The 24,316-nt window shown below is 66.3% G+C and carries 23 protein-coding genes; 5 read left to right on the forward strand and 18 right to left on the reverse strand.

Annotated elements, in window-relative coordinates:
* Positions 1 to 6 precede the first annotated feature (6 nt).
* The 10 genes from U9J39_RS14140 to U9J39_RS14185 all read right to left on the reverse strand — a co-directional run bounded on the left by U9J39_RS14140 (position 7) and on the right by U9J39_RS14185 (position 7,968).
* Positions 7 to 465 (reverse strand): TadE/TadG family type IV pilus assembly protein, encoded by a 459-nt coding sequence (locus tag U9J39_RS14140; RefSeq protein ID WP_115708481.1) that lies wholly within the window; start codon positions 463 to 465, stop codon positions 7 to 9.
* Positions 462 to 971 carry a TadE family protein gene (locus U9J39_RS14145; RefSeq protein WP_115708483.1) on the reverse strand — a complete coding sequence of 170 codons (510 nt, stop codon included), beginning with the start codon at positions 969 to 971 and terminating at the stop codon, positions 462 to 464. The genes U9J39_RS14140 and U9J39_RS14145 overlap by 4 nt, the downstream gene beginning before the upstream one ends.
* 9 nt (positions 972 to 980) lie before the next feature.
* Positions 981 to 2,237 carry a pilus assembly protein TadG-related protein gene (locus U9J39_RS14150; protein ID WP_115708485.1) on the reverse strand — a complete coding sequence of 419 codons (1,257 nt, stop codon included), beginning with the start codon at positions 2,235 to 2,237 and terminating at the stop codon, positions 981 to 983.
* A 23-nt stretch (positions 2,238 to 2,260) separates the two neighbouring features.
* Positions 2,261 to 2,599 (reverse strand): hypothetical protein, encoded by a 339-nt coding sequence (locus U9J39_RS14155; protein ID WP_115708487.1) that lies wholly within the window; start codon positions 2,597 to 2,599, stop codon positions 2,261 to 2,263.
* Positions 2,600 to 2,633: 34 nt separating this feature from the next.
* Positions 2,634 to 4,499 carry a type II and III secretion system protein family protein gene (locus U9J39_RS14160; protein ID WP_326347334.1) on the reverse strand — a complete coding sequence of 622 codons (1,866 nt, stop codon included), beginning with the start codon at positions 4,497 to 4,499 and terminating at the stop codon, positions 2,634 to 2,636.
* Between the two features lie 66 nt (positions 4,500 to 4,565).
* A complete protein-coding gene (gene cpaB, locus U9J39_RS14165) occupies positions 4,566 to 5,405 on the reverse strand; it encodes a Flp pilus assembly protein CpaB (RefSeq protein ID WP_115708491.1) in 840 nt (279 codons plus the stop codon).
* A 44-nt stretch (positions 5,406 to 5,449) separates the two neighbouring features.
* Positions 5,450 to 6,862 (reverse strand): ATP-binding protein, encoded by a 1,413-nt coding sequence (locus U9J39_RS14170; RefSeq protein ID WP_115708493.1) that lies wholly within the window; start codon positions 6,860 to 6,862, stop codon positions 5,450 to 5,452.
* Positions 6,863 to 6,937: 75 nt separating this feature from the next.
* Entirely contained in the window at positions 6,938 to 7,471 is a 534-nt protein-coding gene (locus U9J39_RS14175; protein ID WP_326347335.1) for an A24 family peptidase, read from the reverse strand.
* 51 nt (positions 7,472 to 7,522) lie between these two features.
* Positions 7,523 to 7,696, reverse strand: a complete 174-nt coding sequence (locus U9J39_RS14180) for a Flp family type IVb pilin (protein ID WP_115708497.1) — start codon at positions 7,694 to 7,696, stop codon at positions 7,523 to 7,525.
* 86 nt (positions 7,697 to 7,782) lie between these two features.
* On the reverse strand, positions 7,783 to 7,968 hold the full coding sequence (locus tag U9J39_RS14185; RefSeq protein WP_025582744.1) for a Flp family type IVb pilin: 186 nt from the start codon (positions 7,966 to 7,968) through the stop codon (positions 7,783 to 7,785).
* Positions 7,969 to 9,171: 1,203 nt separating this feature from the next.
* Between U9J39_RS14185 and U9J39_RS14190 the strand changes: the two genes are divergently transcribed.
* Positions 9,172 to 10,410, forward strand: coding sequence for a glycosyltransferase family 87 protein (locus U9J39_RS14190; protein ID WP_115708498.1), 1,239 nt, complete (start codon positions 9,172 to 9,174; stop codon positions 10,408 to 10,410).
* A gap of 108 nt (positions 10,411 to 10,518) precedes the next feature.
* Positions 10,519 to 11,541 carry a glycosyltransferase family 2 protein gene (locus U9J39_RS14195; protein ID WP_326347336.1) on the forward strand — a complete coding sequence of 341 codons (1,023 nt, stop codon included), beginning with the start codon at positions 10,519 to 10,521 and terminating at the stop codon, positions 11,539 to 11,541.
* Positions 11,542 to 11,570: 29 nt separating this feature from the next.
* Here the strand turns inward: U9J39_RS14195 and U9J39_RS14200 are convergent, their stop codons facing one another.
* The 4 genes from U9J39_RS14200 to U9J39_RS14215 form a co-directional block, all read right to left on the reverse strand.
* Positions 11,571 to 11,960, reverse strand: a complete 390-nt coding sequence (locus U9J39_RS14200; RefSeq protein WP_116312247.1) for a GtrA family protein — start codon at positions 11,958 to 11,960, stop codon at positions 11,571 to 11,573.
* Positions 11,957 to 12,691, reverse strand: coding sequence for a class I SAM-dependent methyltransferase (locus U9J39_RS14205; RefSeq protein ID WP_115708503.1), 735 nt, complete (start codon positions 12,689 to 12,691; stop codon positions 11,957 to 11,959). The genes U9J39_RS14200 and U9J39_RS14205 overlap by 4 nt, the downstream gene beginning before the upstream one ends.
* A 32-nt stretch (positions 12,692 to 12,723) precedes the next feature.
* Complete coding sequence (locus U9J39_RS14210; RefSeq protein ID WP_326347337.1) at positions 12,724 to 14,100, reverse strand: sigma-54 dependent transcriptional regulator; 1,377 nt, start codon at positions 14,098 to 14,100, stop codon at positions 12,724 to 12,726.
* A 1,129-nt stretch (positions 14,101 to 15,229) separates the two neighbouring features.
* Positions 15,230 to 16,204, reverse strand: a complete 975-nt coding sequence (locus U9J39_RS14215; protein WP_115708507.1) for a LysR substrate-binding domain-containing protein — start codon at positions 16,202 to 16,204, stop codon at positions 15,230 to 15,232.
* Positions 16,205 to 16,637: 433 nt separating this feature from the next.
* Between U9J39_RS14215 and U9J39_RS14220 the strand changes: the two genes are divergently transcribed.
* The 3 genes from U9J39_RS14220 to U9J39_RS14230 all read left to right on the forward strand — a co-directional run bounded on the left by U9J39_RS14220 (position 16,638) and on the right by U9J39_RS14230 (position 21,247).
* Positions 16,638 to 17,447, forward strand: a complete 810-nt coding sequence (locus tag U9J39_RS14220; protein WP_240987648.1) for a phosphatase PAP2 family protein — start codon at positions 16,638 to 16,640, stop codon at positions 17,445 to 17,447.
* Positions 17,448 to 17,514: 67 nt separating this feature from the next.
* Positions 17,515 to 19,815, forward strand: coding sequence for a spermidine synthase (locus tag U9J39_RS14225; RefSeq protein WP_115711571.1), 2,301 nt, complete (start codon positions 17,515 to 17,517; stop codon positions 19,813 to 19,815).
* Between the two features lie 169 nt (positions 19,816 to 19,984).
* Positions 19,985 to 21,247, forward strand: coding sequence for an MFS transporter (locus U9J39_RS14230; protein ID WP_115708511.1), 1,263 nt, complete (start codon positions 19,985 to 19,987; stop codon positions 21,245 to 21,247).
* A 70-nt stretch (positions 21,248 to 21,317) separates the two neighbouring features.
* On the opposite strand, the gene U9J39_RS14235 is transcribed toward U9J39_RS14230, so the two are convergent.
* The 4 genes from U9J39_RS14235 to U9J39_RS14250 all read right to left on the reverse strand — a co-directional run bounded on the left by U9J39_RS14235 (position 21,318) and on the right by U9J39_RS14250 (position 24,225).
* Entirely contained in the window at positions 21,318 to 21,989 is a 672-nt protein-coding gene (locus U9J39_RS14235; protein ID WP_116312250.1) for a methyltransferase family protein, read from the reverse strand.
* Positions 21,990 to 22,194: 205 nt separating this feature from the next.
* On the reverse strand, positions 22,195 to 22,698 hold the full coding sequence (locus tag U9J39_RS14240) for a TPM domain-containing protein (protein WP_062797253.1): 504 nt from the start codon (positions 22,696 to 22,698) through the stop codon (positions 22,195 to 22,197).
* 20 nt (positions 22,699 to 22,718) lie between these two features.
* Positions 22,719 to 23,585, reverse strand: a complete 867-nt coding sequence (locus U9J39_RS14245; RefSeq protein WP_326347338.1) for a TPM domain-containing protein — start codon at positions 23,583 to 23,585, stop codon at positions 22,719 to 22,721.
* 13 nt (positions 23,586 to 23,598) lie between these two features.
* On the reverse strand, positions 23,599 to 24,225 hold the full coding sequence (locus U9J39_RS14250) for a LemA family protein (protein WP_025582727.1): 627 nt from the start codon (positions 24,223 to 24,225) through the stop codon (positions 23,599 to 23,601).
* Between the last annotated feature and the right edge of the window lie 91 nt (positions 24,226 to 24,316).

Here is a 24,316-nt window from a genome sequence, read left to right on the forward strand (position 1 = left end):
TGCGCGCTAGTTGCAGATCTTGCCGCTGGTGGAGGAGTCGAGGCTTTCCCGCGGCAGCGTGGTCGTGAACGGGGGCAGCGACACCGTGATCGGCACCACCGGAATAAAGGTCTTGACCGAGACGTTGGCCACGCTGACGGTGACAGCGCGGCAGGAATTGCGTGCGGTGTCGGCGTCGGCGTCGCAGCCGCTCGGCTCGTAGGCGACCTGGATGTTGCTGGTCTTCAGCAATGGCATGAGAAGCGTCATCCGGTCCTTGATAGCGGTGTCGGTGACGTCGCACACCACGGCGATGCGTGCGCCCAGCCGGGTGGCTTCGCCGGCAGTGTTCCAGTAGAACAGCACGCGCGAGAATTCAGCAATGCCGATCAGCAGCATGAAGAAGATGCTGGCGACCAGCGCGAACTCGATGGCGGCTGCGCCGGTCTGGCGCGAACGTGGGCGCGGGGTGCGGATCGGGCTCATAGCACCTGCCTCATTACCGTGGTGATGTCGGAGAACGCCAGCGCGCCCACATTGAGGTAGCTCTGCATGGGCGAGTAGGTGAAGCCCGAGATCTTCACAGCCACCAGATTGATAGTGCCCGCCGGCGTGCCGGAACTGCCGCCGCCTTCGTAGATGGCGACATTGGCAAACTGCTTGCCGGCGCAGCCGCTCGAGTCAACCCGGTCGCAGACCACCACCATCGACGTGCTGAGGCCGTTCACCAGCGCGGTGCCGCTGCAGGTGGTCTTGCCATAGACGGCCATGCACTTGGCCTGGTCCACCGGGTAGTTGGGCTCAGTGGGCGCGTACTGCGACAGGAAGCGCGCCGCGTCACGCGTGGACTTGGCCAGGGCGTTGTACTGGTAGATGGCGCGCCCGAACTCCGCCACGCCGGTCACCAGCATCAGCAAGGGCACCAGGACCAGCGCGAACTCCACGGCGACCGCGCCGCGGCGATTGCACCTGCGTTGCCTGCATCGCTTCATGATCGGCTCCTATTGCACCAGCACCGGCACGCGCGGGCCCTTGCCGTTGCTCGATCCGGGCACGCCCTGGGTCGCGCACGGGCTGGTGGGATCCTTCGAATCGCCGAGGTACTCGATGTAAGTCACGTCCTTTACGCTGGGATCCTGCATCGGTTGCACCATCAGCATGCAGGCCCAGGAGTCCACCGTGGCTTGCTTGGTCGAGGCAAGGTCATTGCAGTTCACCACGGGCACCTGTACCAGCCTGCGGTCGGCGCCGGCCTGATGGACCGCCTTGGTCGAAGCCGTGCCATGGGTCGACAGTCCGCTGTTCGTGTCGGTCTGGTACGGCTCGTTGGTGCCGCGCTTCTGGATGAAGTCCGGGTAGGCGTTGCCGCCGTTCGGTGAATTCCACGTTGTAACGCTGTAGGAATAGCCCGTGAAGTCCGGTGTGCCGTGCTCCGGTCCCTTGTAGGAGCCGGTATAGATGCCGAAGCGGGTGTTCCACGCGGGTATCAGCGATGAAATGCTGCCTGGCTGGCCGACCTTGGAACCCACTACCGACAGGTCGCACTGCCCCGAGCCGGCCAGCAGATCCGCCAGTTCGGAGGCGCCGCCGCCGGGGGGAGTCAGGTCAGCCCAGCCAAAGCTGCCGGGACCGTAGGGGTCCTTTTCGTCCTTGGATTTGATCCAGTCGCCGCGGTTGTAGGCGGTCCTGACCGGATTCGCGGTCTGCGGCGTGCAGATGTAGACCGGGATGGCGCAGGCCGTCTGCGCGCTGGTGGTGGTGGCGACCGCCATGGCATTGACGGTGCTGGGCTGGATATTCATCCCCGGCAGCGTGTTGAGGACCTGGATGAACCACTGGGCAATCCCGGTGCGCTCGGCCGTGCATTTGACGTACTTGATCTTGTCGAGCGAGTAGGGGACCTTGTCCTTGGTATAGAAGGTGTTGTCAGGGGTGTCGCTGTACGAGACGTTGAGGTTCTCGAACATCTCCACGGCCTTGCCCTGGAACAGGGCGGCGTTGCTGGTGCCGGTGGTCAGGCCGGCGGCCTCGGACACCAGCAGAGGCGTGGCCCCCGTGACATCGCGCGCAGCCGCCAGTGCGCAGGCATCGACGCTGTTCTGCAGCTCGCTTTTGGTCACATAGAGCTTGCCCAGGTCGAGTGCCAGCCCGACAAAGCCAATCAGCACGGCAAGCGACAGCCCGACGATGATCGCCACTGCGCCACGCTGGCGTCTGCGCCGTGTCAGCGTGGTCCGTGCGAAGCCCGATGTAGACATGATAGCCTCCGCGTTTCCGGGGTTCAGCGGCTGCCGCCGCCACTCATGCCAATGCCACCATAGCCGCCGGCGCCGAAGTCGATGGTCATGGACGGCGCTCCGCCCTGCTGGCCATTCGACAGCGAGCGGTCGAAGTTCCTCATCGCTGCCACGGCGGTCTTGCCGTCGGTGCCGGTGACGGTCGGCAGGCCGGCCGGCGCGTCGGGATTGATGATCTGCATCTGCGTGACGGTGGCCAGCGCCACGCCGCGCTGCCCGTCCCACACGGGCGTAGTCGTCATGCAGCCCGACAGGCCCACGCAGGCGAGGCCGCCCAGCACTACGACGGTGGCGCCGCGCGAAAGCTTCAGGGTCTTGTTCATGGTCGTTCTCCGGTTCTGCGGTTGGCGCGGCGGGTCAGTTGCCGCCCGATGCGGTGCGGCCGGTGGTGCCCGCCGCCGCGGCCCTGGCTTGCGCCAGCCGGGCGGCGGTGGCCTCGATGCGGGCAATGCGCGCGGCGGTGTCTTCGGTGGGTGCCGGGGCCACCGCGCTGATGCGCGCGGGAGCCGCGGGCGCGGGCAGGGACGGACGCGGCCCGGCTGCCGCCGCGGCCGGCGGTGCGGCCGGCGCCGGCTCGTCCAGCGGCCTGCCCGTCGGCACGGCCGAGACCGCGGTGGCCGGCGCGCCTTCGCTGCGCGGTGCCGGCGGCGGCGCGGCGGGCGCGGTGGCCGGCGCGGCGGGCTGCGACGGCGCCGGGGCCGGTTGGGTCGGACGCTTGCCGTCGCCTTCCATATTGCCCATGAAGTACAGCGACAGCGGGTTGGGCGCGGAGAAGCTGTCGGTCGGCAGCGGGTAGTTGCTGGTCTGCATCGGCTTGACCAGGCGCGGCGTGATGATGAATACCAGCTCGGACAGATCCTGCTGGTATTGCGTGCTGCGGAACAGCGTGCCCAGCACCGGCACTTCGCCGGCACCCGGCAGCGCCTTGAGCGAGCCGCGCGCGCTGTCGGTCAGCAGGCCGCCGATGGCGAAGCTCTCGCCGTCGCGCATCTGCACCGTGGTGGAGGCGCGGCGGGTGGTGATCACCGGCAGGATGGTCTGGCCGGCCAGCGTGCCGCCGCGGATGGTGGCGCCGGTCGGCGACAGTTCGGACACCTCCGGTGCCACCTTCAGGTGGATGCGGCCATTGGCCAGCACCGTGGGCGTGAACTTCAGGCCCACGCCGAACTCTTCTTCCTGCAGCGTGACGGTGCCGGCGCCGTTCAGCACGTTGGCCTGCGCCACCGGGATATAGATCTTGCCCCCCGCGAGGAAGCTGGCTTCCTGGCCGCTGATGGTGACCAGGTTCGGCTCGGCCAGGATCTTGACCAGGCTGTCGTTCTTCTGCGCGTCGATGGCGAACTCGAACGGCAGGTTGTTGGCCTTGCTGCCGAAGAACGCGGCCGACGCGCCGGTCAGCAGCGAAGTCACCAGGCCGCCGGTCCAGGAACCGAAGCCGCCCTGCAGGTTCACCGCGGAACCGAGCTGGTTCAGCAGCGTCTTGGACACCTCGGCCACCTTCACTTCCAGCATCACCTGCTGCGGGGTGTCGACCGACATCATGTTCAGCACGCTGCCCTTCTTGCTGCCGTCGCCGCCCTGTGCCGCGTTGGCGTAGGCCTGCGCAATCTCCATGGCCTGCTGTGCCGACTGCGCGTTGGTAACGCTGCCGGTCAGCACGAGATTGTCGGCGGCGGTGGTCACGCGGATGCCGGACTCGCCCGGCAGCAGCTGGCTGAGCGAGGTCTGCAGCCCGCCGGCATCGGCGTTGACCACCACGTTGATGATGCTGCAGCTGCCGCTGCGGCCCTGCACGATCATGTTGGTGGTACCCACGGTGCGGCCCAGCACATAGAGCGTCTGCGGCGACACCATGGTGGCCTGCACCACGTTGGGGTTGCCCAGGGTACGGTTGCGTACCGGCTCCTGCAGCGTGATCAGCTGCGACTTGCCGACCGGAACCACCACGCTCGATTCACTGCGGATGGCGCCGGTGCAGTTGGGACCGCGCGCTTCCGCGGAAGGCGCGGCCGGGGCCTGCGCGGCCGGCGCGGCGCCGGGCGTCATGCTGATGGTCATCTGCATCGGGCCCTGCGGCGCCTTGGCCGCGGCCGGCGTGGTGGCGCGGGTCAGGTTGCCTGCCTCGACCGCGGCTTGCGCCGCGACGGCCAGTGGCGTGCAGAGGATGGCGGCCAGCACCAGGATGCGGGTGCCGCCTGCGGCGTCGGATCGTGTCTGGTTCATTTTGAGTCTCCCCCCGGAGAGGCTGTGTTGCAGCTCAGGATTCGTTAAATGCCATGGTGCCGGTGCTCAGAAGCACTCGACGCCGCCCTGCATGCCTGCCAGCACGCCGATGCAGTTGCCGCGCGCGGGGGCTGTCGCCACGGTGCGCGTCTTGACCACGGTACGGGTCTCGGTCTTGGTCACGACCTTGGGCGGTGCCTCCGGTGCCTTGCCCAGCAGCGTGCCCTTGGTGGCGCCGCCGGTGCTGATGTCGGCCACGTCCATCTGGTTGCGCAGCACCAGCGAGAGCGTGCCCACGCTGCGTGCCACGTCGAGCTTCTCGGCCTGGTCGGGCGTGACTTCAAGCGTCACGGCGTTGACCACCTTGGGCTGGGTTTCGTCGCGGCTGACCTGTTGCGCGACCGCCAGCACCAGGATCTTCTCCAGCACGATCTTCGAGATGCTGCTGTTCTGGCTGGTCTTCGCTTCTTCGTTGGTGTTGACGATCACGTCGACGTAGTTGCCCGGCAGTGCGAAGCCGGCCACCCCCACCACATCGTTGACGCGGACCGTGATGGCGCGCTTGCCGTCGTTGATCACCGCCGACAGGCCGCCCTTGGTGCCGACCGGCGCCAGCTTGGCGTCGAGGACGGGTTCGCCGCGCTGCAGGCTGGTGCGGACCACGCGTCCTTCCAGCGCCTTCGGGTCGGTGAAGGCACCCGGCGGCACGCTGCCCGCCGGCCAGCTGACCATGCGCAGCTGGCCGCCGTTGAGCGGCTGGCCGAGATTGAGGTCATTGGCCGCCACGACCACCTGCTTGACCGAGCCGGACGACTGCTGGACCAGCCATCGCGATGCCGATACCACAGCCGCCACGCCGGCGACCAGGGCGACCAGCAGCATCAGGATTGCGCGTGTGTTCTTCATGATGACTCTCCCCTACAGTTGTCCCGAGTATCCGGTAGTGCAGTTCAGCTTGCGGCGCGGTGATCGTCCGTCCAACGGCGCGTGGTGTCCGGAGGTGGCATCGGCTCGGCCGTGGTGCGCAACCCGTAGTAGCTCTGCCAGGCTGACAGCAGGCCTGCTTCGGTGACCTGCGCGGCGCAGCCGTGGTACCGCACGCCCGAATCCACCAGGCGCAGCAGGTCGCGCGGGATGCAGGCAAGCAACGGTGTATCGCTGGCGTAGTGCAGGTTGCCCACCAGGAAGTCGAACACGGTGTCAGTGCTGGCCAGGCCGAATTCGGCGGCGGTGCGGTGATACACATCGCGGTAGTCGTCCACCGACAACGGCCCTACATAGAGCTTGCTGCCCAGTCGGCGCAGGAAGGCATCGTCGCCCAGCGCCGCCGGTTCGAGATTGGTCGAGAACACTGGCCAGACGTCGAACGGCACGGAGAAGCGCACGCCCGTGTTGAGCGTAAACATGTCGACCGACCGGTCCAGTGGCACGATCCACCGGTTGAGCAGGTCGGCGACACCGACTAGCTGGCGGCCCAGGTCGTCGACGATATAGATGCCGTTGTTGGCCTTCATGTGCGGGGGCGCCTGGTAGAAGCCGGCAGTGCGGTCATAGCGCAGGTCCAGCATGGACAGCGTCAGTTCCCCGCCTGACAGCACCACCGGGCGATGGCACAAGACCCAGCGGCGGTCGAGCGAGCGATGGCCCAGCGACGCGTCGCCGTTGTCGAAGGGAGCATGCACCAGCGGGTCAAAAACCTGGACGATTTCTCCGGCGACGGTGATGGCGTGCGGCACCGGCACGGCCCCGGGCAACAGCATGCCCAGGCGCTGCGCCAGGTAGGTCTTGCCACTGCCGGCGGGGCCATAGATCATCAGCGCGCGGCAGGTATTGAGTGCCATGCCGATCGCGTCCAGCAGGTGGGACGGGACCACCAGGTCGTGAAAGGCGGCAGTGACATCCGCCTTGCCCACCTTTGCATGGCTGACCGAGTGGCTCGTGATGGCGGCTATGTAGGCATCCAGCGTGACCGGCGCCGCTCCCAGGTAGCTGCAGCGCGCAGACGCTTCCGCCGCGCGCGCATATCCCGCATCGGTGAGGCGGAAGCGGACGTCGAGGTCGCTGGCGCCACGATGCGCGACTTCCAGCAAGCGTTCGCGCACGGCCACGGCAGCCACTTCATTCACCACCAGCGCCGGCAGTTTGAGCGTGTCAGTCAGCACCGCCAGCGTGACAGTGCGGTGCAGGTAGGCCGCCTTCATCAACAAGCCGAGCAACTGGGCGGTGTCCAGGCCGGTGTCGGCGACGGTGCGCGGCGGCGCGTACCAGGCTGGCAGCGGCAGCGTGTCATGTTCGGCATTTCTGCCGCTCGCGACGGGCTCCAGGAGCCGCGTGGCGTGGCGCGATTCGTGATGCTCGATCATTGCCGTCCCCTGTATTCTGATCTGCGAGTTCACTTCAGCGCGCCCGCCGCGGCCGGCGCGATTGTCATGGCTGCCTCACGTACCGGCAAAGAGCATGGCCAGCGTGCCTGCTGCTATGGCAACGCCGTAGGGCAGCGAGCCGGCTGATGTCCTGGCCTCCGCTTGCGTCGGCGCGGTGCGATGATGAACGGCCATGCCCAGCAACATGTGGCCGACCCTCGACAGCGTTGCGCGGGCCTGGCCGGTAAACAGAAGCAGTGTCAGTGCCCAGACGCCGCCGATCAGCCAGGTCGCAAGCGCGATCTTCGGCACCATGCCTGCACCAAGCCAGGCGCCCACGGCTGCCATCAGCTTGACGTCGCCCGCGGCCATGCCGCGCAGAAGGTAGAAGGGCAGCAATATCGCCAGGCCGGCCAGCCAGCCATAGAGCCATGCGAGCGACCCTGTGGTCATTCCCTGGATGGCTGCCTGCATGGGCAGGGCCGCGAGCCATGCGCCGAAAGTCAGCCAGTTCGGGATGCGACGACGGTCCAGGTCGATGGCCGCGGCGGTCGTCACGATGCCGATCGTGATGGGGCCGACTAAGGTCGCGAGAGTGGCGGATTGCATGGCGTCAGGCTGGCAAGGTTGGATGGCGGCGTGTTCGTTGGTCCCGATGCCTCAAGGCATCCTGGAGGCGATCAGTTCGTACATGAGCTTCACGGCGTCGCCGACCGCCGAGACCGCGCTGACAATGGCGACCGCGATCAGCATGCCGAGCAACGCGTACTCGATGGACGCGACGCCTGCGTCGTCATGCGATAGCTTCGATATGGCGGTGTAGAGCTTTTGCATCGCGCGTTCCTGCTAGCGTCAGTGCTACGTTGAGCGTCGTGGATCCCGCATGGCCGCCCTCGCGGGCAGCCATGCGGGCGCGCCGGTCAGGTGTTGGCCGACGTGAGGTAGCTGCCAATCTTGCTGAACACGCTGTTCAATTGCGTGCCAACGGTCTGGACCGAGACGATAATGACAATGGCGATGAGGGCGGCAATCAGGCCATATTCAATGGCCGTTACCCCGTCTTCGTCGCGCATGAACTGCTGGAACATGGTGGTCAGGGCTTGCATGACAATCTCCTTTGATCGAGAACAACTACTCGGTACTGCAGGACAGCGAAACCGCTGTTTGGGAAAGCTGACATGACCGGTTCAAGACCGGCGGGCGCGGGAGCCGGGCGGCGCGCAGATGGCACACGCATGGAACGGCCAGCGGCCAGGACCGTGCATGCCCAGAGGGCTGCGCGCCTGCAACCGACGCTCTGCCGACGCGTGCATGCATCGCGCAGCATGCTGCGCATGCTGGGCGCGGGCCATGCAACGGAACGGCACGCTGCCGCCCAGCCGGGCAGCGGCAGGGTGGCTGGCTTGCATGTGCGGCAACGCCGGTTGGTGGACGGCAGGCATGGTGAAGCTCCCCGTATATTTCTTCTGTTGTCGGCCAGATTGCACCGGCATCGCGGCAACCCGATGCTGATGGCGATGCAGCGTGCCATGGCATAGGCAAGGCGCGGGCCAGCTGGCGTGAAGCCGTTGTCCCACAAGGCTTTCCAGCCATCGGTGCAGCATCGGTGCGGGCCTGGTCAGCACCGCAGCGGCGTTCTGGGCGTGCTTCGTTGCCAGCCGGAAACGCACGCCGCGCAAGCTAATTCGGATGACTCGACCGATGCACTAGTGCACATCCCCGCGCACCGCTCGGCGCCGCCCGGCATGGCGCCCTGATCTCAGCCAAAAGCATGAGCCCGCGAGGTGGGCCGCGTGCAGTGCCTCGGGCGCCTGGACGACCCGATTGGCCCACTCGCCTGAGCGTTGCTGCCGTGGGCCGCCTGATGGATGAGGACGCGCTGCCCGAGGCCAGCGTTTCCGAATAGAAACATCACGGCTGCCCGGTAGCCCCCGCGCTGTTTTAAGAAGAGCCTGCAGGATCCTCGCCGCCCCTTGTGAAATCGACGTTCCACGCCCGACCAGGCCCCATGATTCAGGATGGAAACGTTGTGCGAGGCGGCGCTGGACGAGCCCGGGAAGGTGCGCGTCCCGGCATCCCCGCTGGCTTGCGTTCCCGCGGCTGTGCGACAACACTGAACCGCGGAGGCCGGCTGTTGGCGGCGCTCCTGCGAAGTCGAGGATGGCAACCCAAGGGCCGATGACGACGGAGCTGGCCATGAGTCGATGGCGCGTGCGCATGCTTGCACGTAGGCAGGCACGCGACAGGCTGCGATCGACAGCACGGGCAGCCGCGGCTGCCCGACAACGTGAGTCTGCGGAGCGAGCGACATGGCTTTTCCGAACCTAATGCACAGCAAGCAACCGATCGGCGTGCCGGGCGGGCACTGGCTCGATGCGGGCCGTCTATGGCTGTATACGTGCGCGGGGCTGATCTGCTACGTGTCGTTCCTTGGAATCTGGATGTTCCGGGCCTGGGTCTTGACCGTTCCGGGGCTTATCCAGCCGGGCGCAGATTTTGTCGTCTTCTGGAGTGCGGCGAGCGTGGCGCTCGAGCAGGGCGCAGCAGCGCCGTACAACTATGACCTGCTGCACGCCAAAGAGATTTCAGTCATGCCTGACCTTGCGTCCGGCGATGGCATGCTGCCATGGTTTTATCCGCCTACATTCCTGCTGCCTCTGCTGCCGCTTGGCCTGTTGCCCTATTGGTGCGCGGCCCTGGTGTTCCTGTTGGGCGGCTTCGGTTGGTATGGGCTCGCGATGTCCCGGACCTTGCCGTGGCGCGGGGCATGGATTGCCGCATTGGGATTTCCGGGAGTCGCCATCGGCGTTGCGACCGGGCAGAACTCGCTTTGGCTGGCCGGCACCGCGGGCCTGGCCCTGACGCTCCTGCACCGACGCCCGATGTTGGCCGGGATGTTGCTCGGGCTGCTTACGGTCAAGCCACACCTTGCGATCATGTTCCCGCTTGCCTTGTTCTGCGCCGGCGCGTGGCGTGCGTTGCTCGGATGGATGGCGAGCGCGACGGCGCTGGCCGTCCTGTCGCTGGTGTGCTTCGGGGTCGAACCATTTCTCGCATTCCTGAAAGCAACAGGCGTTGCGCGCGCGGCAGTCGAGGACGGTTCGGCGATGCTGGTGCGGATGCCCACGGTGTTTGCGGCCGTCAAGCTGCTGCTCGGAGGCGTTACCGTGCCCTATGTCGTGCATGCGACGTCCGCCTGTGCGGCAGTGGCAGCGGTGATCTACGCATGGTCACGTCCCTGCAGCTTTGCACTGCGTGCAGCGCTGCTATGTACTGCCATGCTGTTGGTTCCTCCCTACCTTTACGACTACGACCTGGCTTTCCTGGGTGTCGCCATCGCGTGGCTGGGCCTTCATGCCCATCGCTACGGCTGGCTGCCTGGCGAGCGTGAGTTGCTGATCCTGTTGTGGCTGCTGCCTCTGTACGGGCTGCTGGCGGGAGAGTGGGTCGGGATACCGGTGATGCCGGTCGTGTTGTTGCTGGCGCTGGCGCTTGCCGTCTGGCGCGTCCGGCTGGAACGGACAGGCAAGGCATCGCTCGATGCCTGATCACAGAGCTACGGCGGCCATCCGATAGTTTCGCCGGGCCGAAGACAAGCGCTGTATAGCGCAAGCATGACGGCGCGCACCAGATGCGGCGTCTCGGGGAGAAGAATCATGTCGGGTCCATATGATGTCAGGCTGCTTTCCTTGGTGGTGCCTTGCTACAACGAGTCGGACAGCATCGGCAGGTTTTTCGACTGTGTCATTCCGGTGCTCGAAACCATCGATGCGATCCGCTTCGAGCTTGTGCTGGTCAATGACGGCAGCTCGGACGACACGCTGGATCAGCTGATTGCGTACTCGCACCGGGATCCTCGGGTGCGGGTCGTTGATCTGACGCGGAACTTCGGCAAGGAAGCGGCCCTGACTGCGGGCCTGGACGAGGCACTGGGCGATGCGGTAATCCCGATCGATGCCGATCTGCAGGATCCGCCCTCACTGATCCCCGAACTGGTCAGGCGCTGGCGCGAGGGGGCAGAGGTGGTGCTGGCGCAGCGCAGCAGCCGAGCGTGTGATTCCTGGCTGAAGCGCGTCACGGCAGGTGCCTACTACCGCGTCCATAACAAGCTGTCCGACCAGAAGTTGCCGGTCAATGTGGGCGACTTTCGCCTGATGGACCGCGTGGTGGTCAATGCCCTCAAGCAGATGCCGGAGCGGCGCCGCTTCATGAAGGGCCTGTTCGCCTGGGTTGGCTACCGCACCGTGATCGTGCCGTACGAGCGCGAGGCGCGCAGCGCCGGGCATTCCAAGTTCTCGGGCTGGCGCCTGTGGAACTTCGCGCTCGAGGGCATCACCAGCTTCAGCACCATGCCGCTGCGCAGCTGGACCTACATCGGCGTGGCGATCGCGCTGGGGGCGTTCGGCTACGGCGCCTTTATCGTGGCGCGCACGCTGGTGCTGGGCATCGATGTGCCGGGCTATGCGTCGCTGCTGTCGGTGCTGCTGTTTCTCGGCGGCATCCAGCTGATCGGCCTCGGCGTGGTGGGCGAGTATGTCGGCCGCATCTACGACGAGGCCAAGGGCCGGCCGATCTACCTGGTGCGGCGCCGCTACCAGGAGACGGGGCAAAGCCGGAACATGGCGTCGGGACGGCGCGTGATCCGCATCGATCGCGGGCAAGTCAGCAACGGCCGCTGAAGCTCAATGCCGCCGGGCCCTGCCGCGAATCAATCGCGGTAAGTCCAGGCCCGGTGCAGCAGGTAGGTGAACACCGGCACGGTCAGCACCACACCCGCCAGCCCGGCCCAATAGCTGGCGCCGAGCCGTTGCGCGGTCCACGAGATACCGACGGTCAGCGCCAGGCCCAGCAGCGAGACGCTGGCAAAGCGTCGCAGGGTACGGTGGCGCAAGCGCGAGGAAAAGCTCCACAGGGTATTGAGCAGGTACGAGCACGCTGTCGCGCATACGAAGGCTACGCAGTTGGCCGCCACCGGCGAGGCATCGAGCGCGTTGATCAGCGTGGCCGTGATGGCGACATGCACGCCGGTCGAGGTGGCGCCGGAGAATAGAAAACGCGTGAATTGGCGCAGCCCGGGCGCGGTGCCGCTGGCGTTCACGATGCGCGCAGCACGGCCATCAGCGAAATGCCGAACGGCAGCGAGCCGCGCGCAAGCCAGTGGCGCTCCGCGCGGAACACGCGGTGCAGCACGTGGTTGACCGGCGCGGCCGGGACGCCGGCGCCGGTCGCGTGGCGGCTGCCACGCAGGCGGTCGCCCATGCGCGCGGCGACGGCCAGCGGGAACAGCATCGTGTTGAAATACGACATCCGCTCCACGTGCAGGCCACAGCGGCTGGCCAGCGCGTGCAGCGAACGCTTGCTGTAGCGGCGCTGGTGATGCAGGAAGACGTCGTGCGCGCTCCATAGCCACTGGTAGGCGGGCACGGTGACCAAGACCGCGCCGCCCGCCTTCAGCAGCCTGGCCGCGCAGTCGAGCGAGCCGGCATCGTCGGCGATGTGCTCGAGGCAGTCGAGCAGGCAGACCAGGTCGAAGCTGTGCCCGGCGAACGGCATCTGGTCGGGGCACCTGCCGTGGCGCAGGTCACAGGCGTCGCCAGCTTTCTCGCGCGCAAGGCGCAGCGCGGTGCCGTCCATTTCTACCGCGCTGACCTGGCCGAACTGCGACAGCATCGCCAGGTTGCCGCCGGTGCCCGCGCCGATCTCCAGGATCGACGCCCGGCGCGGCAAGGCCAGGCCGCAGAGGATGGTGGCGACGATCTCGCGCCGGCCACGGAACCACCAATGGCTGGCTTCGGTGTCGGCCATTTCAAGGTACGCGTCAGGGGACATGGATCCGATCCTTCAATGGGAGCGTTGAGGTGCTAGCCCTGCACGCAGATCAACCCCAGGTCTCCCTTCTTCACCTGCAGCTTGTAGTCGCGCATCAGCCGGAACAGCGTCACCCGCGAGATCCCGAGCTCGGCGGCCACGTCGATCAGCCGCTCATGGTGCCGCTGCAGCGCTTCGACAATGGCGTTCTGCTCGGCGGCCTCCCGGATCGCGGCCAGCGTTTGCGGGCGATCGTCGGCGGGCGCGGCCAGTTCCAGGTCTGCGGGCTGGATCACGCCGTCTTCGCACATGGCCGCGGCGTGGCGGATCCGGTTGATCAGCTCGCGCACGTTGCCGGGCCAGGTGTGCAGCTGGATTGCGCGCAGCGCCAGCGGCGAGAAGCCGCGGATGCGCGCCGGCGACTGCTTGCGCACGGTGTCGAGCACGTGTTCGGCGATCAGCAGGATGTCGCTGCCGCGCTCGCGCAGCGGGGGCTGGCGCACGCGCAGCACGCACAGCCGGTGGTACAGGTCGCCGCGGAAGCGCTCGGCGGCGATCGCGGCCTCGAGGTCGACGTGGGTGGCGGAGATGATGCGCACGTCCACCTCGACCGACTCGGTGCCACCCAGCCGCTCGATGCGCCCGGTCTCGAGGAAGCGCAACAGGCTGGTCTGGCTTTCGATCGGCATGTCGCCGATTTCATCGAGGAACAGCGTGCCGCCCTGGGCCATCTCGATGCGGCCCGGCTTGCGCTTGGTGGCGCCGGTGAAGGCGCCGCGCTCGTAGCCGAACAGTTCGGACATCAGCAGCGTGGGCGGGATCGCCGCGCAGTTGACCGCGATGAAGGGGCGCGAGGCCCGCGCCGAGGCGCGGTGGATGGCCTGCGCGGCAAGTTCCTTGCCGGTGCCGGACTCGCCCGAGATCAGCACCGGCGTGTCCCAGCGCGAGACCTTCTCGATGCCGCGGAACAGTGACTGCATGGCCGGGCAGCTGCCGATCATGCCGTCGGGGCGGGCCGTGCGCGGGGTCTCATGCTGCGCGCCGGGCCGCAGCCGGGCCATGCCGAGCGCATGGCCCAGGGCCTCGGCCAGGCGCGGGTGCTCGAGCGGCGCGGTGTGGTAGTCGACGAAATACAGGCCGAGCAACCGGCGCGCGGTTTCGCTCAACGTGTGCTGGCCGGCGACGATGCCGATCCAGCCGATATGCCGCTGCGCCAGCCAGGGCTCGAAGGTTTCCAGTTCGGCATCGCCGAAACCGCCTTGCAGGTCCAGCAGCGCGGCAAGGGGCTGGCTGGTCGGAGACAGGGCCTGCAGGTCCTGCAGGTTCGACGCAAAGCTGATTTTCCAGCCGCGCTGGGCAAACAGCCGGCACAGCGTGGCGTCATGGTGTTGCGACAGGTACAGCAGCGGGCGGTTGGCGTACGCGCTCATGAGATTTCCCCGGATTCTTGTTATTTGCGGAACTGGCGGCCGGCAAGGCCGGCCGCTCGCTCCGTTGGCTCTAAGGCTTGCGCCGGCGCATCGTGGCGATGCGGCGCGGCGCGCTCCCCAATTTCTGTTGTTCCACCCCGTTCTTGTCCGGGCGCACCGGCATGCCGGCTTGCCGCGGGATTCAGGTGGCACGGACCCCTTGCTTGCGCTTGCGGCCCGTGCGCCTGAATGACCTCCGCTTTATCTTGTCGACCCCATGTCATGGCGGGTGTCGATGCGGACCAGTTCCTGCCGCGTGGCCCCCGCTTACAGCGCCAGTCCAATTCCCGCCCTGGGTTGCGGGGTCGTCCTGAAACTGATCCTCGGCGAACGCGTGCCAGTGTGTTTGCCGCTTTCGTTTCAGACTTCCCCTTTGTTCCGGGCTTCTGTTCGCGGCGACATATCTGCGACGAATGTGCCAGAGCTAGCTAAGTCATTGAAAAGAAAGGTAATGCGCTAATTTGCCGAAGGCATCGCCGGCACGGTGCGATCAAAAACGTTCCGCTCTTGTTACGCCGCGCGGCCATTTCATGCTGCAACGCAAAAAATCCATTCGCGGCAAAGCAACGTATCGGGCACGAAATCATGGGGTGGGGTGCAGAATGAGGCATTTTTTGCTCGCATAGCCCACCTAAACGAGGGAGTGCAAAATTTGAAACACGCGCGGCGGAGGGCTCCGATACTGCACCTTACCTCCCCGCAAAACAGTTTCATTTCCGTTACAAGGATTTGAAGGGCATACATCTTCCGCCGACATGGGGCGGCCGCGCCGACCTCAGCCTTTTGGTGTCGCGCACTCGCCGGCAGCGCGCACGGATGGAGAAAACCGACGCGTTGACAGGCCTTCGGACGAATCGCGGCCGGCCGACTCAGCCGCTTCTCATCTGTTTGGATGGGCAGGGCAAGATTTCCACGCAGGCTGGCACGTGGAGCCAAATGGTTGCATCCGTGAAACTCGGAGCCCGTGCCGACGATGCGGCTCGGTCCTGGCGCGTATGAGGCGGGTGGGGCCTGGCAGGCGCCAAGCCTTTGATTTAGCGGGCCCAGACGAAAATGATTCGTATTGCCAACATCGCGGCGCCAAACAATTTCACGGATGAAACTGCCCGGCATTGCCGGTGGCAACCGCGGTCGCCTGCGCGCCTTCGCCTTCCAGACGCACCTGTTCCTGCAGCCAGGCATGAAACTGCTGGATGGCCTTCTCGCGCGGGTTGCCTTCGCGCCAGGTCACCCAGTAGTGCAGGCTCGACGGAATCCGCGTGGGGCCGATCTGCACCAGCTCGCCGCTGGCCAGGTAGTCGTGCGCCAGTTGCGCGCGCGCCGTCGCCACGCCCAGCCCGGCCACGGCCGACTGCAGCATCAGGCCGGCGTCCTGGAAGATCGGACCGCGCTCGGGTTCGTCGCCAGGCAGGCCGGCGGCCTCGAGCCAGTCGCGCCAGGGCCGCAGGGCAAAGCGCAGCATCGGCAGGCGCGGCACGTCGGCCAGCGTAAAGCCGGGGTAACGCGCCAGCAGCGCGGGGCTGGCCACCGCGATCACGTGGTCTTCGATCAGGTTGTGGCACTCGAAGCCAGGCAGGTCGATGCGCTGGTGCCAGATGCCGACATCAACGCTGTACGGGTCCGGGGGCGTGATCTCCGCATGCAGCCGCAGGTGCAGGTCCAGCGCAGGCACCTGGGCATGCAGGCTGGGCAGCCGGCGGATCAGCCAGGCATTGGCCAGGTCGGCCATCACGCTGACCTGCAGCCGGATCACCGGCGGCCCGGCGCGGTTGCCGGCCTCGCGCAGCGCGCTTTCGATGTCGTCGAGCGCGCCGCGCACCTGTTCGGCCAGCCGCGCGCCCACGCTGGTGGGCGCCATCTGGCTGCCGCTGCGCTGGAACAGCTTGGTGCCCAGGCTGGTTTCGAGCGCGCGGACGTGATGGCTGATGGCGCTGTGGGTCAGGGCCAGCTCCTCGGCCGCGCGCGAGAAGCTGCGGTGGCGCGCGGCGGCCTCCAGTGCACGCAGCGCTTGCAGCGGCGGCAGGTGGACGGGGCGGGTGGAAGCTCTGGCGGGGGCCTTGGCCATGGTGGTCAAATTCTACTCACAATTGGCGCGGAATTTCCGGTTGTCCCTGGAGGGAATCACGGCAAGGGACTGCGGGATATTGGACCACTGCGAATCGGCTGCCGGCGTGTGGAGCCGGCCGCGTGGCATCCGGCTTGCGGCGCGTGGTCCCCTAGCTCTTAAGGTTGATTCGCCTAAAGGACGATGCCGGTCATGCGCGCCGCACAGTATCTTGCCCCTATCAGCTTTGCCTGGCGACGACGCATCGCGAATTGCCGTCAGGTCATGCCGGGGGGCGACAAAAATGACAACGGGGACTCGGGTCTTTACCCGTGGGGATGCGCTTAGATGGGGTGTGGTCTTGCTTGTGCTGGTACTCGACGGAGCCTGGCTCGCCGTGAGCGGGCGTTCCGTGACTAGCGCCAGCCTGAGCGGTAGTTGCCTTGGCGTGGCTATGCTGGCTGCGATTGCCATGGCGCTGAGCCTGATCGCCTCCCATCCCCGTATTAACGCTACCTTGCGTGGGTTGCACTATCGGCGTCTGGCGCTGGTGGCGCATAGCGGCGCGCTGCTGGTCGCTTTCACCAACGTCATGGGTGTCATGTCATATTTGCTGGTGACACTGGCGCCCCCGTTGGTGGACGGCCGGCTGGCGGCGCTCGATCAGATGCTGGGCTTCGATTGGCCGCGGACATACGCCTGGGTGCGTGCCCATCCGGGCCTTGATTACGTTCTGAAGCTTGCCTACCTCAGCGGACTCGCCCAGCTGGTACTCGTTCCAATACTGACTGGTTTGCTCGGGCAGGCTGCCTATCTGCGCGAGTTCCTTGCGAACCTGATGTTGTCTTGCGTGCTGCTGTTGCTGATTGCCGCGCCTTGGCCCGCGGCCGGCGCCTATGTCAGCTACGGTCTGGCCAGTGCAGACGAGGTCGCCACGGTCGCGCACTTCGCCCAACTTCGCGACGGCACCATGCAAGTGTTCGATTTGGGCCAAATGCAGGGACTGGTTTCGCTGCCGTCCTATCACACCGCGCTGGCCCTGATCTTCATCCAGGCGATGCGCTGGTCGAAGATCGGTTTCGTCCTTGCTTGCGTATTGAACGGTCTGATGATTCTTTCCACGCCCACAGAGGGAGGCCACTACCTTGTGGATGTGGTCGCGGGGGTCGGGCTATGGGCGTTGACAGCAGGCATGCTGCATGCATTTGCCGGGCGGCGCACGCCGGCGATGGTCGGTCAAGCGGCGCCGGCACAGCTGGCTTGAGGGAACGGCGGGCGCGGAAGAGAGCAGCCCAGCAGAAAACGATAACAATAACCTTCGGGGAATGGTCATGGAACCAGGCAATCCCATCGATGCCGCCGTCCCGGCGGGAACCGGGGAAGCATTTGGCCGGCCCAGTGCGGCAACGCAAGGCCAGGAAGTGCGCTGGCGGCGAATCCTCTGCGTGCTCTTCTTTTTCTCTGGCTTCCCCGCGTTAATCTACCAGTTGGTTTGGCAGCGCGCGCTGTTCCGCATTCTTGGCGTGAATATCGAGTCGGTGACGATAGTCGTCACCGCTTTCATGCTCGGGCTCGGCCTTGGCAGCCTTGCGGGTGGACTGCTATCGAGGCGGCGCGGCCTGGCGCTGCTTCCCCTGCTCGCTGCCATCGAACTCCTTACCGGCGCTTTCGGCCTGGTGTCACTCGGCATTTTCGATCGGGTCGGGTCGCTGGCGCTTGGCTTGCCCTTGGCTGTGACAGCAGCCATGACGCTGGCATTGGTGCTGGTGCCGACCCTGCTGATGGGCGCCACCCTGCCGGTGCTGGTCGGCCATTTGGCGCCGCGTTCCGGCAACGTCGGCAATTCGGTGGGGCTGCTTTACTACGTCAATACCTTGGGCGCGGGGGCCGCCTGCCTTGCCTGCGCGGTGGTGCTGTTTCCCTTCCTTGGCATGCAAGGCGCGGTATATGTGGCGGTCGGGTTGAATATTGCGGTCGCTTTCGGAGCACTGCTCACGTACTGGCGCGAAGGCAAGGGCCTGCATATCAGCCGGGCGCGGCCCGTGGCTACACCAACGACCGCGCCTGCGTTGAAATTCCCTGTCGTCTTGATGCTGGCCTGTATCGGCGGAGCCATTTCGCTGTCGTATGAGATCTTCTTCTTCCGCACGGTCTCCTATGCGTCGGGCGGCAGCGCCTTCGCTTTCGCCGCAATCCTGGGCGCGTTCCTGGTAGGCATCGCCTCGGGTTCGCGCCAGGCGGGAGAATGGTGTGATGGCGCGATAGCGCACGGCATGCGGCGCCTGGCGGGTGCGCTGCTCAAAGCCAACCTGGCGGGCCTGCTGTTCTTGCCCGTGCTGGCACATTTACAACTGCCTAATGGTGTGCTGCTCGGTGCCTTGCTCCTGATGGTGTACCTGGTGGCACGCAGTTGGGGCTCGCTGCTCCCGTGCCTGGCCCATTGGGGCGTCGCGGCCGACGCTCACGCCGGCATGCGCACCGCGCTGCTTTATCTTGCCAATATCATCGGGTCCGCCGCGGGCAGCGTCGTCACCGGCTTCGTGCTGATGGAGCATATGGGCCTGGTCAGCATTGCCGTGGTGCTGGTCGGCGCCGGGGTGGCATGTTCCCTGTTGCTGGGCGCTTGCTTGCCCTTGCCACCGCGCCTGAAACGTTGGCACGGGGGAGCCGCCTGCGCAACGGGCGTGTTGGCCATGGCGGCACTGCCCCCGCTTGGCGGGACTGTGCTGGAAACACTGTTGTGGAAAGGCGCGCCCGATGCCAAGGGACCCTTTGTGCAAGTGATTGAAAATCGCAGCGGCATCATCACGGTAGATCAGGAGGGTACTGTGTACGGTGGGGGCATGTACGACGGCCGCTTCAACGTGGACCTGGTGCATGACACCAACGGAATCCTGCGGCCCTACGCGCTGAACCTGTTCCATCGTCACCCACGCGACGTGCTGATGATCGGCCTTTCCTCGGGATCGTGGGCGCAGGTGATCGCCAACAACCCGGAGGTCCGCTCGCTTACCATTGTCGAGATCAATCCGGGCTATGTGGAACTGCTTGCCCGCAATCCGGAAGTAGCCTCGGTTCTCCGCAATCCCAAGGTGACCATCGTCGTCGACGACGGCCGCCGCTGGCTTCGCCTGCATCCGGAGCGTCGCTTCGACGCCATCGTTTCCAATACCACCTGGCATTTTCGGGCCAATGCCACCAATCTGCTGTCAGCGGAGTTTCTGCAACTGGCCGATCACCATCTGAAGCCGAGCGGCATTCTGTACTACAACACCACTGACTCGGAACGGGTCCAGCGAACTGCATGCCTGGCGTTTCCCTATGGCGCGCGCTTCAGCAATCATATGGTGGTGTCGCGCGCGCCGCTGGCCTGGGACTTCGAGCACTGGCGACGCACGCTGGCAGCCTATCGCATCGATGGCCGGCCTATCCTGGACCCGGGTCGCCAGCAGGGCCGCGTGCTGACCGACAGCTTGAATGCCGTGTGGCGATCCATTGAGCAGGGCGGCGGATCAGGAAGCGCCGATGCCATGGAAGCTTGCCCGCGCATTCTGGCCAGGACGGCCGGGCTAACGCCGATCACTGACGACAATATGGGTACCGAATGGCGTCATCCGCTCAGGCTTGATTGAGTGTCGGTGAGCCAGCTCTCGAGCGGACTGGGTCCGACTATCCAGCGCAATTGTGAGCGGCTGGCCCCGGCCGAGAAACGCTTCGCCATGGACGTCAAATTCTATTCACAATTGCGGTGGGTATCTTTCGTTGGCTTTGCCATGTCAGAGGGAAGACAATGCAGGCCATATGACGACTACGACTTCCACCTTGTCTTCCACATCCCCGCAAGCGCGACCCGAAGCCAGTGCGCCCGCCCGCTGGCGCGTGCTGGCCGTGTTTTCGCTGGGCTTTCTGATTTCCTATCTGTTCCGCGGCGTCAACCTGGGCTTTGCCCCCCATCTGACGCGTGAACTCGGCCTCAATGCCGGTGACCTGGGCCTGCTCACCAGCTTCTATTTCCTTGGCTTTGCGTGTGCCCAGCTACCGGCGGGCATCCTGCTGGACCGCTACGGCCCGCGCCGCACCGAAGCGGCGATGCTGCTGGTGGCGGTGGCCGGCTCGCTGGTGTTCGCGTTCGCGCCCGGCATGGCGGGACTGGCCGCAGGCCGGCTGCTGATCGGCGTTGGCGTGTCGGTGTGCCTGGGTGCTGCGATCCAGGCGTTGTCAATGTGGTTCCCGCTGTCGCGCATGCCCCTGCTCAACGGCGTGGTGATGGCCATCGGCGGCCTTGGTGCGGTGCTCGTCGGCACGCCACTGACCTGGCTGCTGTCGTATACCGACTGGCGCACGGTCAGCATCGGCCTCGCCTGCGTGTCGCTGGCGATGGCGGCGCTGCTGTGGTTCAGCGCGCCCGACAAGCCCCGGGTCGGCAAGGAAAGCCTGCGCGAGCAGCTGCGCGGCACGCGCCAGATCCTGGGCAGCGAGCGCTTCTGGCGCGTGGTGCCGCTGACGCTGCTCAACCAGGGGGTATTCCTGGCGGTGCAGACGCTATGGGTGGGCGCCTTCCTGCGCGACGTGTCCGGCTACGATGCGGGCAACAGCGCGCGGCTGGTATCGGTGATTGGCTTTGCGATGATGGCGGGCTGCGTTGGCTCGGGCTGGGCCGCGCGGCACCTGGAACGCCTGGGCGTGAGCCTCTATGCCTTTGCCGGCACCGGCATGACCGGCTTTATCGTGATCCAACTGCTGCTGATGGCGCAAGTGCCGCTGCCACCGGTGCTGATGTGGGCAGCGTATGGCGTGTTCGGCTCCAGTGGCATCTTGACCTACGCAGTGCTGGCGCGCAGCTTCCCGGATGCACTGATCGGTCGGGCAACGACGGCCATGACGCTGACCGTGTTCCTGTCGACCTTTGCTTGCCAGGTGGGTGTGGGACTTGTGCTGGACTTGTGGGCAGCGACCGCCGGACATTACCCGAAGGCAGCGCACCTGACGGCATGGGGCGGGCTGGTGGGATTGCAGGTGCTTGCGGCCGTGTGGTATCTGATGGGGGCGCGCCAACCCCGCTGACGACGACTGGGGCGATCGCCGGCCCTTTTGCATCGGGCCGGGAATCGCGCCCCAGTGGCCGGGCGAATCCTCAGTAAATGCCCGGCAATACGCGGTACCGTACTTTTTCGCGATAGCGAAGGTATTCGGAATCGTTAGAGAGCAGCTCTTCTTCCCGGGTGATCCGGACATACTGCAGGGCGTACAGTCCGGCATAGACCAGCAGGTTTTGCATGCCGAAATTCGTGAGCAGGAAGCCGATGTCGGCAATGGCGTATCCCAGGTAGATCGGATGCCGCACAATCCGGTAAGCCCCGTGCGATACGATGCCGCGATTGGCAGGCAGTATCCCGAACGAAAACCGAAGCGTGAACTTTGCATAGATCTGCCAGGCGAGCCCGGCGGCTTGCAGGCCGGCGCCAACTATTTCCGGTACCAGGCGATCCCCCGGCGCCAGTTGAATGGCAAGGAAGTAGTAGGAAGCGCCCAGCGAGCAAAGGATGGTGACTGGCTGCCAGTCCCGTTTCTTGGGAACCCTGACAAACAGGGAAAGCCCGAGGGTCAGGCAATTTGCGAACACCAGCAGCAGCAGCGTGATTCGCGTCGGGTCGGCAAGCCATTGCCGGATCGCCACGTATGCGAACCCCGCGAGCAGTATGGCGGTGGTGCTTCTGAGACCGGCCTCGACCAGCAATTCCCGAAGATTTATTCTGGTCGCGAGGCCAGGGCCGCACTGATCCTTGTATGCCTGGTATTCCTGCATGGCTTCCCCTTGTACGCGGAAGCTTGGCGCTCCGCTTCGCTGGCTTTGGTGCAGCTGTCCACCAAGGGTAGCCCGCGCGCGACAGACGCCATATCGGGTAGAAGTATGTTTCTCCAATGGAACGCGCAGGCACTTTAAGCATGCCGACTAATGTCCGGATGCCACATCGACCGCCGTTGCGAATGGAGGGCGCAGCGGCGCAGGCCTACAGAAACACCGGCCGATCGTCCAGCTCGTTCGGGTTATGCCCGCCGTCCGACGGGAAGTGCGTGGCCAGCAGGCCATGGATGCGCGCCACTGTGACCAGCACCGGCCGCACCGACAGGTCCTGCCTGAGGCCCTGCGCCAGTTCATCGCACAGTTCGCGCCAGGTGGCGGGCCCCACGCTGGCGTCGATGCCGCGGTCGGCCAGCAGTTCGACGGCGTGGTCGGCCAGGTTGATGTAGAGCAGTACGCCGGTCTTGTCCGCGGTGTTCCAGACCTCGAGCGCGCCGAACAGGAAGCGCGCGCGCTCGCGCGGCGTGACCCCGGCCCAGGCGTCGCCGACCGGCAGGCTGGCCTCGATCACCACGCGGATCTCGCCGCGGTGGCTGGATTCGCCGGCGTGCACGGCGTGGTGCAGCTGCTGCTGCGCCTCCGGCGGGAAGTGCCTGCGCGCGGTGCCGGCGGTGGTGGCGATATGGTGGAGGGCGCGTTTGAGATGCGGCATGGTTGTCGTTCCTCGTGCTGTCACCAGTTGCCGGACGCGCCGCCGCCGTCGAAGCCGCCACCGCCGCCGCCGCCAAAGCCACCAAAGCCCCCGCCGCTGTCACCGCCCCCGCCGAAACCGCCGCCCCAGCCGCCGCTGCGCCGGCCCCAGTCGTGTCCGATGGTGTAGCCGCCCAGGCCGCCGAGGCCGCCGGCGATCACGTCGCGGCCGCGCCGGGTGGTGACGATCTGCGGCCCGCGCCGGCGCAGGATGGCGCTCAGGAAAAAGAACACGATGATCGCCAGCGGCAGCAGCGCCGGCAGCCACTGGTCCAGTGCCGCGGCCTGCTGCGCCTTGCGCTGCGGCGCGGTCAGGCCTTCCTTGTCGATGGTGGCCTGGATTGCCGAGATGCCGGCGGCCAGCCCGCCGTAGAAGTCGTTCTGGCGGAAGTGGGGCGCCATCACGTCCTGCAGGATGCGCTTGGACATGGCATCGGTCAGCGAGCCCTGCACGCCCCGGCCCACCTCCAGCCGCATCTTGCGCAGGCCGGGCGGGTTGTCCTTGGCGATCAGCACGATCACGCCGTCGTCGATGCCCTGGCGCCCGGCGCGCCAGGCATCGGCCACGCGGATGCTGTAGGCGTCGATCGGCTCCGGATCGGTGGTGGGCACCATCAGCACGAAGATCTGGCTGCCGCGCTGCTGCTCGTATTCGGCCAGCACGTTTTCCAGCGCGCCGCGCTGCTGCGGCGTCAGCGTGCCGGTCAGGTCGGTGACGCGCTGGGTCAGCGGCGGCACCGCGACGAAGCCGTCGGCCGCCAGTGCCGGACCGCCCAGCAGGGCCGCCAGCCACAGCAGGGCCGCGGCGAGCCAGCCGTGCAGGTGGAACCAACGCCGGGGGTGGCGCATCGCTGCCATCCCGTCAGAACTTGACCGCGGGCGGCGTCGAGATGGCCTTCTCGTTTTCCACGGTGAACGAAGGCTTGACCGGGTACTTGAAGATCATCGCCGTCAGGTTGGTCGGGAAGCTGCGCGCCAGCACGTTGTACTGCTGCACCGCGGCGATATAGCGCTGGCGTGCCACGGTGATGCGGTTCTCGGTGCCCTCGAGCTGCGATTGCAGGTCGCGGAACGAGGCATCGGCCTTGAGCTGCGGGTAGTTCTCGGACACCGCCAGCAGGCGCGAGAGCGCGCCGGACAGTTCGCCCTGCGCCTGCTGGAAGCGCTTGAAGGCTTCCGGGTCGTTCAGGGTCTCGGGCGAGACCTGGATGCTGGTGGCGGCGGCGCGCGCCTTGGTCACCGCTTCCAGCGTCTCGCGCTCGTGCGAGGCGTAGCCCTTGACGGTGTTGACCAGGTTGGGGATCAGGTCGGCGCGGCGCTGGTACTGGTTGATGACTTCGCCCCAGGCCGCCTTGACCGCCTCGTCCTTGGCCTGGAAGTCGTTGTAGCCGCAGGCCGACAGCAGGCTGGCCATGACCGCCAGCACCAGCCAGCGCAGCACGGACAGCGGCGAGCGGGTGGACAGCGAAGGGGACGAGGATGCGCGCATCGGAGGCTCCGGCGATTGGACGAACTCCAAGTGTAGCGCACCGCCTTTGTCGTCACGCGTGGGCCGCCGGCGCAACCTGGCGCCGGGCGGC

The sequence above is a fragment of the Cupriavidus sp. SS-3 genome, assembly GCF_035818815.1.
Classification (GTDB): domain Bacteria; phylum Pseudomonadota; class Gammaproteobacteria; order Burkholderiales; family Burkholderiaceae; genus Cupriavidus; species Cupriavidus taiwanensis_C.

What these genes read in the sequence shown, in the direction of transcription:
- U9J39_RS14140 (WP_115708481.1), bottom strand. Translation starts at nt 465, where the DNA reads ATGAGCCCGATCCGCACCCCGCGCCCACGTTCGCGCCAGACCGGCGCA.
- U9J39_RS14145 (WP_115708483.1), bottom strand. Translation starts at nt 971, where the DNA reads ATGAAGCGATGCAGGCAACGCAGGTGCAATCGCCGCGGCGCGGTCGCC.
- U9J39_RS14150 (WP_115708485.1), bottom strand. Translation starts at nt 2,237, where the DNA reads ATGTCTACATCGGGCTTCGCACGGACCACGCTGACACGGCGCAGACGC.
- U9J39_RS14155 (WP_115708487.1), bottom strand. Translation starts at nt 2,599, where the DNA reads ATGAACAAGACCCTGAAGCTTTCGCGCGGCGCCACCGTCGTAGTGCTG.
- U9J39_RS14160 (WP_326347334.1), bottom strand. Translation starts at nt 4,499, where the DNA reads ATGAACCAGACACGATCCGACGCCGCAGGCGGCACCCGCATCCTGGTG.
- cpaB (WP_115708491.1), bottom strand. Translation starts at nt 5,405, where the DNA reads ATGAAGAACACACGCGCAATCCTGATGCTGCTGGTCGCCCTGGTCGCC.
- U9J39_RS14170 (WP_115708493.1), bottom strand. Translation starts at nt 6,862, where the DNA reads ATGATCGAGCATCACGAATCGCGCCACGCCACGCGGCTCCTGGAGCCC.
- U9J39_RS14175 (WP_326347335.1), bottom strand. Translation starts at nt 7,471, where the DNA reads ATGCAATCCGCCACTCTCGCGACCTTAGTCGGCCCCATCACGATCGGC.
- U9J39_RS14180 (WP_115708497.1), bottom strand. Translation starts at nt 7,696, where the DNA reads ATGCAAAAGCTCTACACCGCCATATCGAAGCTATCGCATGACGACGCA.
- U9J39_RS14185 (WP_025582744.1), bottom strand. Translation starts at nt 7,968, where the DNA reads ATGCAAGCCCTGACCACCATGTTCCAGCAGTTCATGCGCGACGAAGAC.
- U9J39_RS14190 (WP_115708498.1), top strand. Translation starts at nt 9,172, where the DNA reads ATGGCTTTTCCGAACCTAATGCACAGCAAGCAACCGATCGGCGTGCCG.
- U9J39_RS14195 (WP_326347336.1), top strand. Translation starts at nt 10,519, where the DNA reads ATGTCGGGTCCATATGATGTCAGGCTGCTTTCCTTGGTGGTGCCTTGC.
- U9J39_RS14205 (WP_115708503.1), bottom strand. Translation starts at nt 12,691, where the DNA reads ATGTCCCCTGACGCGTACCTTGAAATGGCCGACACCGAAGCCAGCCAT.
- U9J39_RS14210 (WP_326347337.1), bottom strand. Translation starts at nt 14,100, where the DNA reads ATGAGCGCGTACGCCAACCGCCCGCTGCTGTACCTGTCGCAACACCAT.
- U9J39_RS14215 (WP_115708507.1), bottom strand. Translation starts at nt 16,204, where the DNA reads ATGGCCAAGGCCCCCGCCAGAGCTTCCACCCGCCCCGTCCACCTGCCG.
- U9J39_RS14220 (WP_240987648.1), top strand. Translation starts at nt 16,638, where the DNA reads ATGCTGGCTGCGATTGCCATGGCGCTGAGCCTGATCGCCTCCCATCCC.
- U9J39_RS14225 (WP_115711571.1), top strand. Translation starts at nt 17,515, where the DNA reads ATGGAACCAGGCAATCCCATCGATGCCGCCGTCCCGGCGGGAACCGGG.
- U9J39_RS14230 (WP_115708511.1), top strand. Translation starts at nt 19,985, where the DNA reads ATGACGACTACGACTTCCACCTTGTCTTCCACATCCCCGCAAGCGCGA.
- U9J39_RS14235 (WP_116312250.1), bottom strand. Translation starts at nt 21,989, where the DNA reads ATGCAGGAATACCAGGCATACAAGGATCAGTGCGGCCCTGGCCTCGCG.
- U9J39_RS14240 (WP_062797253.1), bottom strand. Translation starts at nt 22,698, where the DNA reads ATGCCGCATCTCAAACGCGCCCTCCACCATATCGCCACCACCGCCGGC.
- U9J39_RS14245 (WP_326347338.1), bottom strand. Translation starts at nt 23,585, where the DNA reads ATGCGCCACCCCCGGCGTTGGTTCCACCTGCACGGCTGGCTCGCCGCG.
- U9J39_RS14250 (WP_025582727.1), bottom strand. Translation starts at nt 24,225, where the DNA reads ATGCGCGCATCCTCGTCCCCTTCGCTGTCCACCCGCTCGCCGCTGTCC.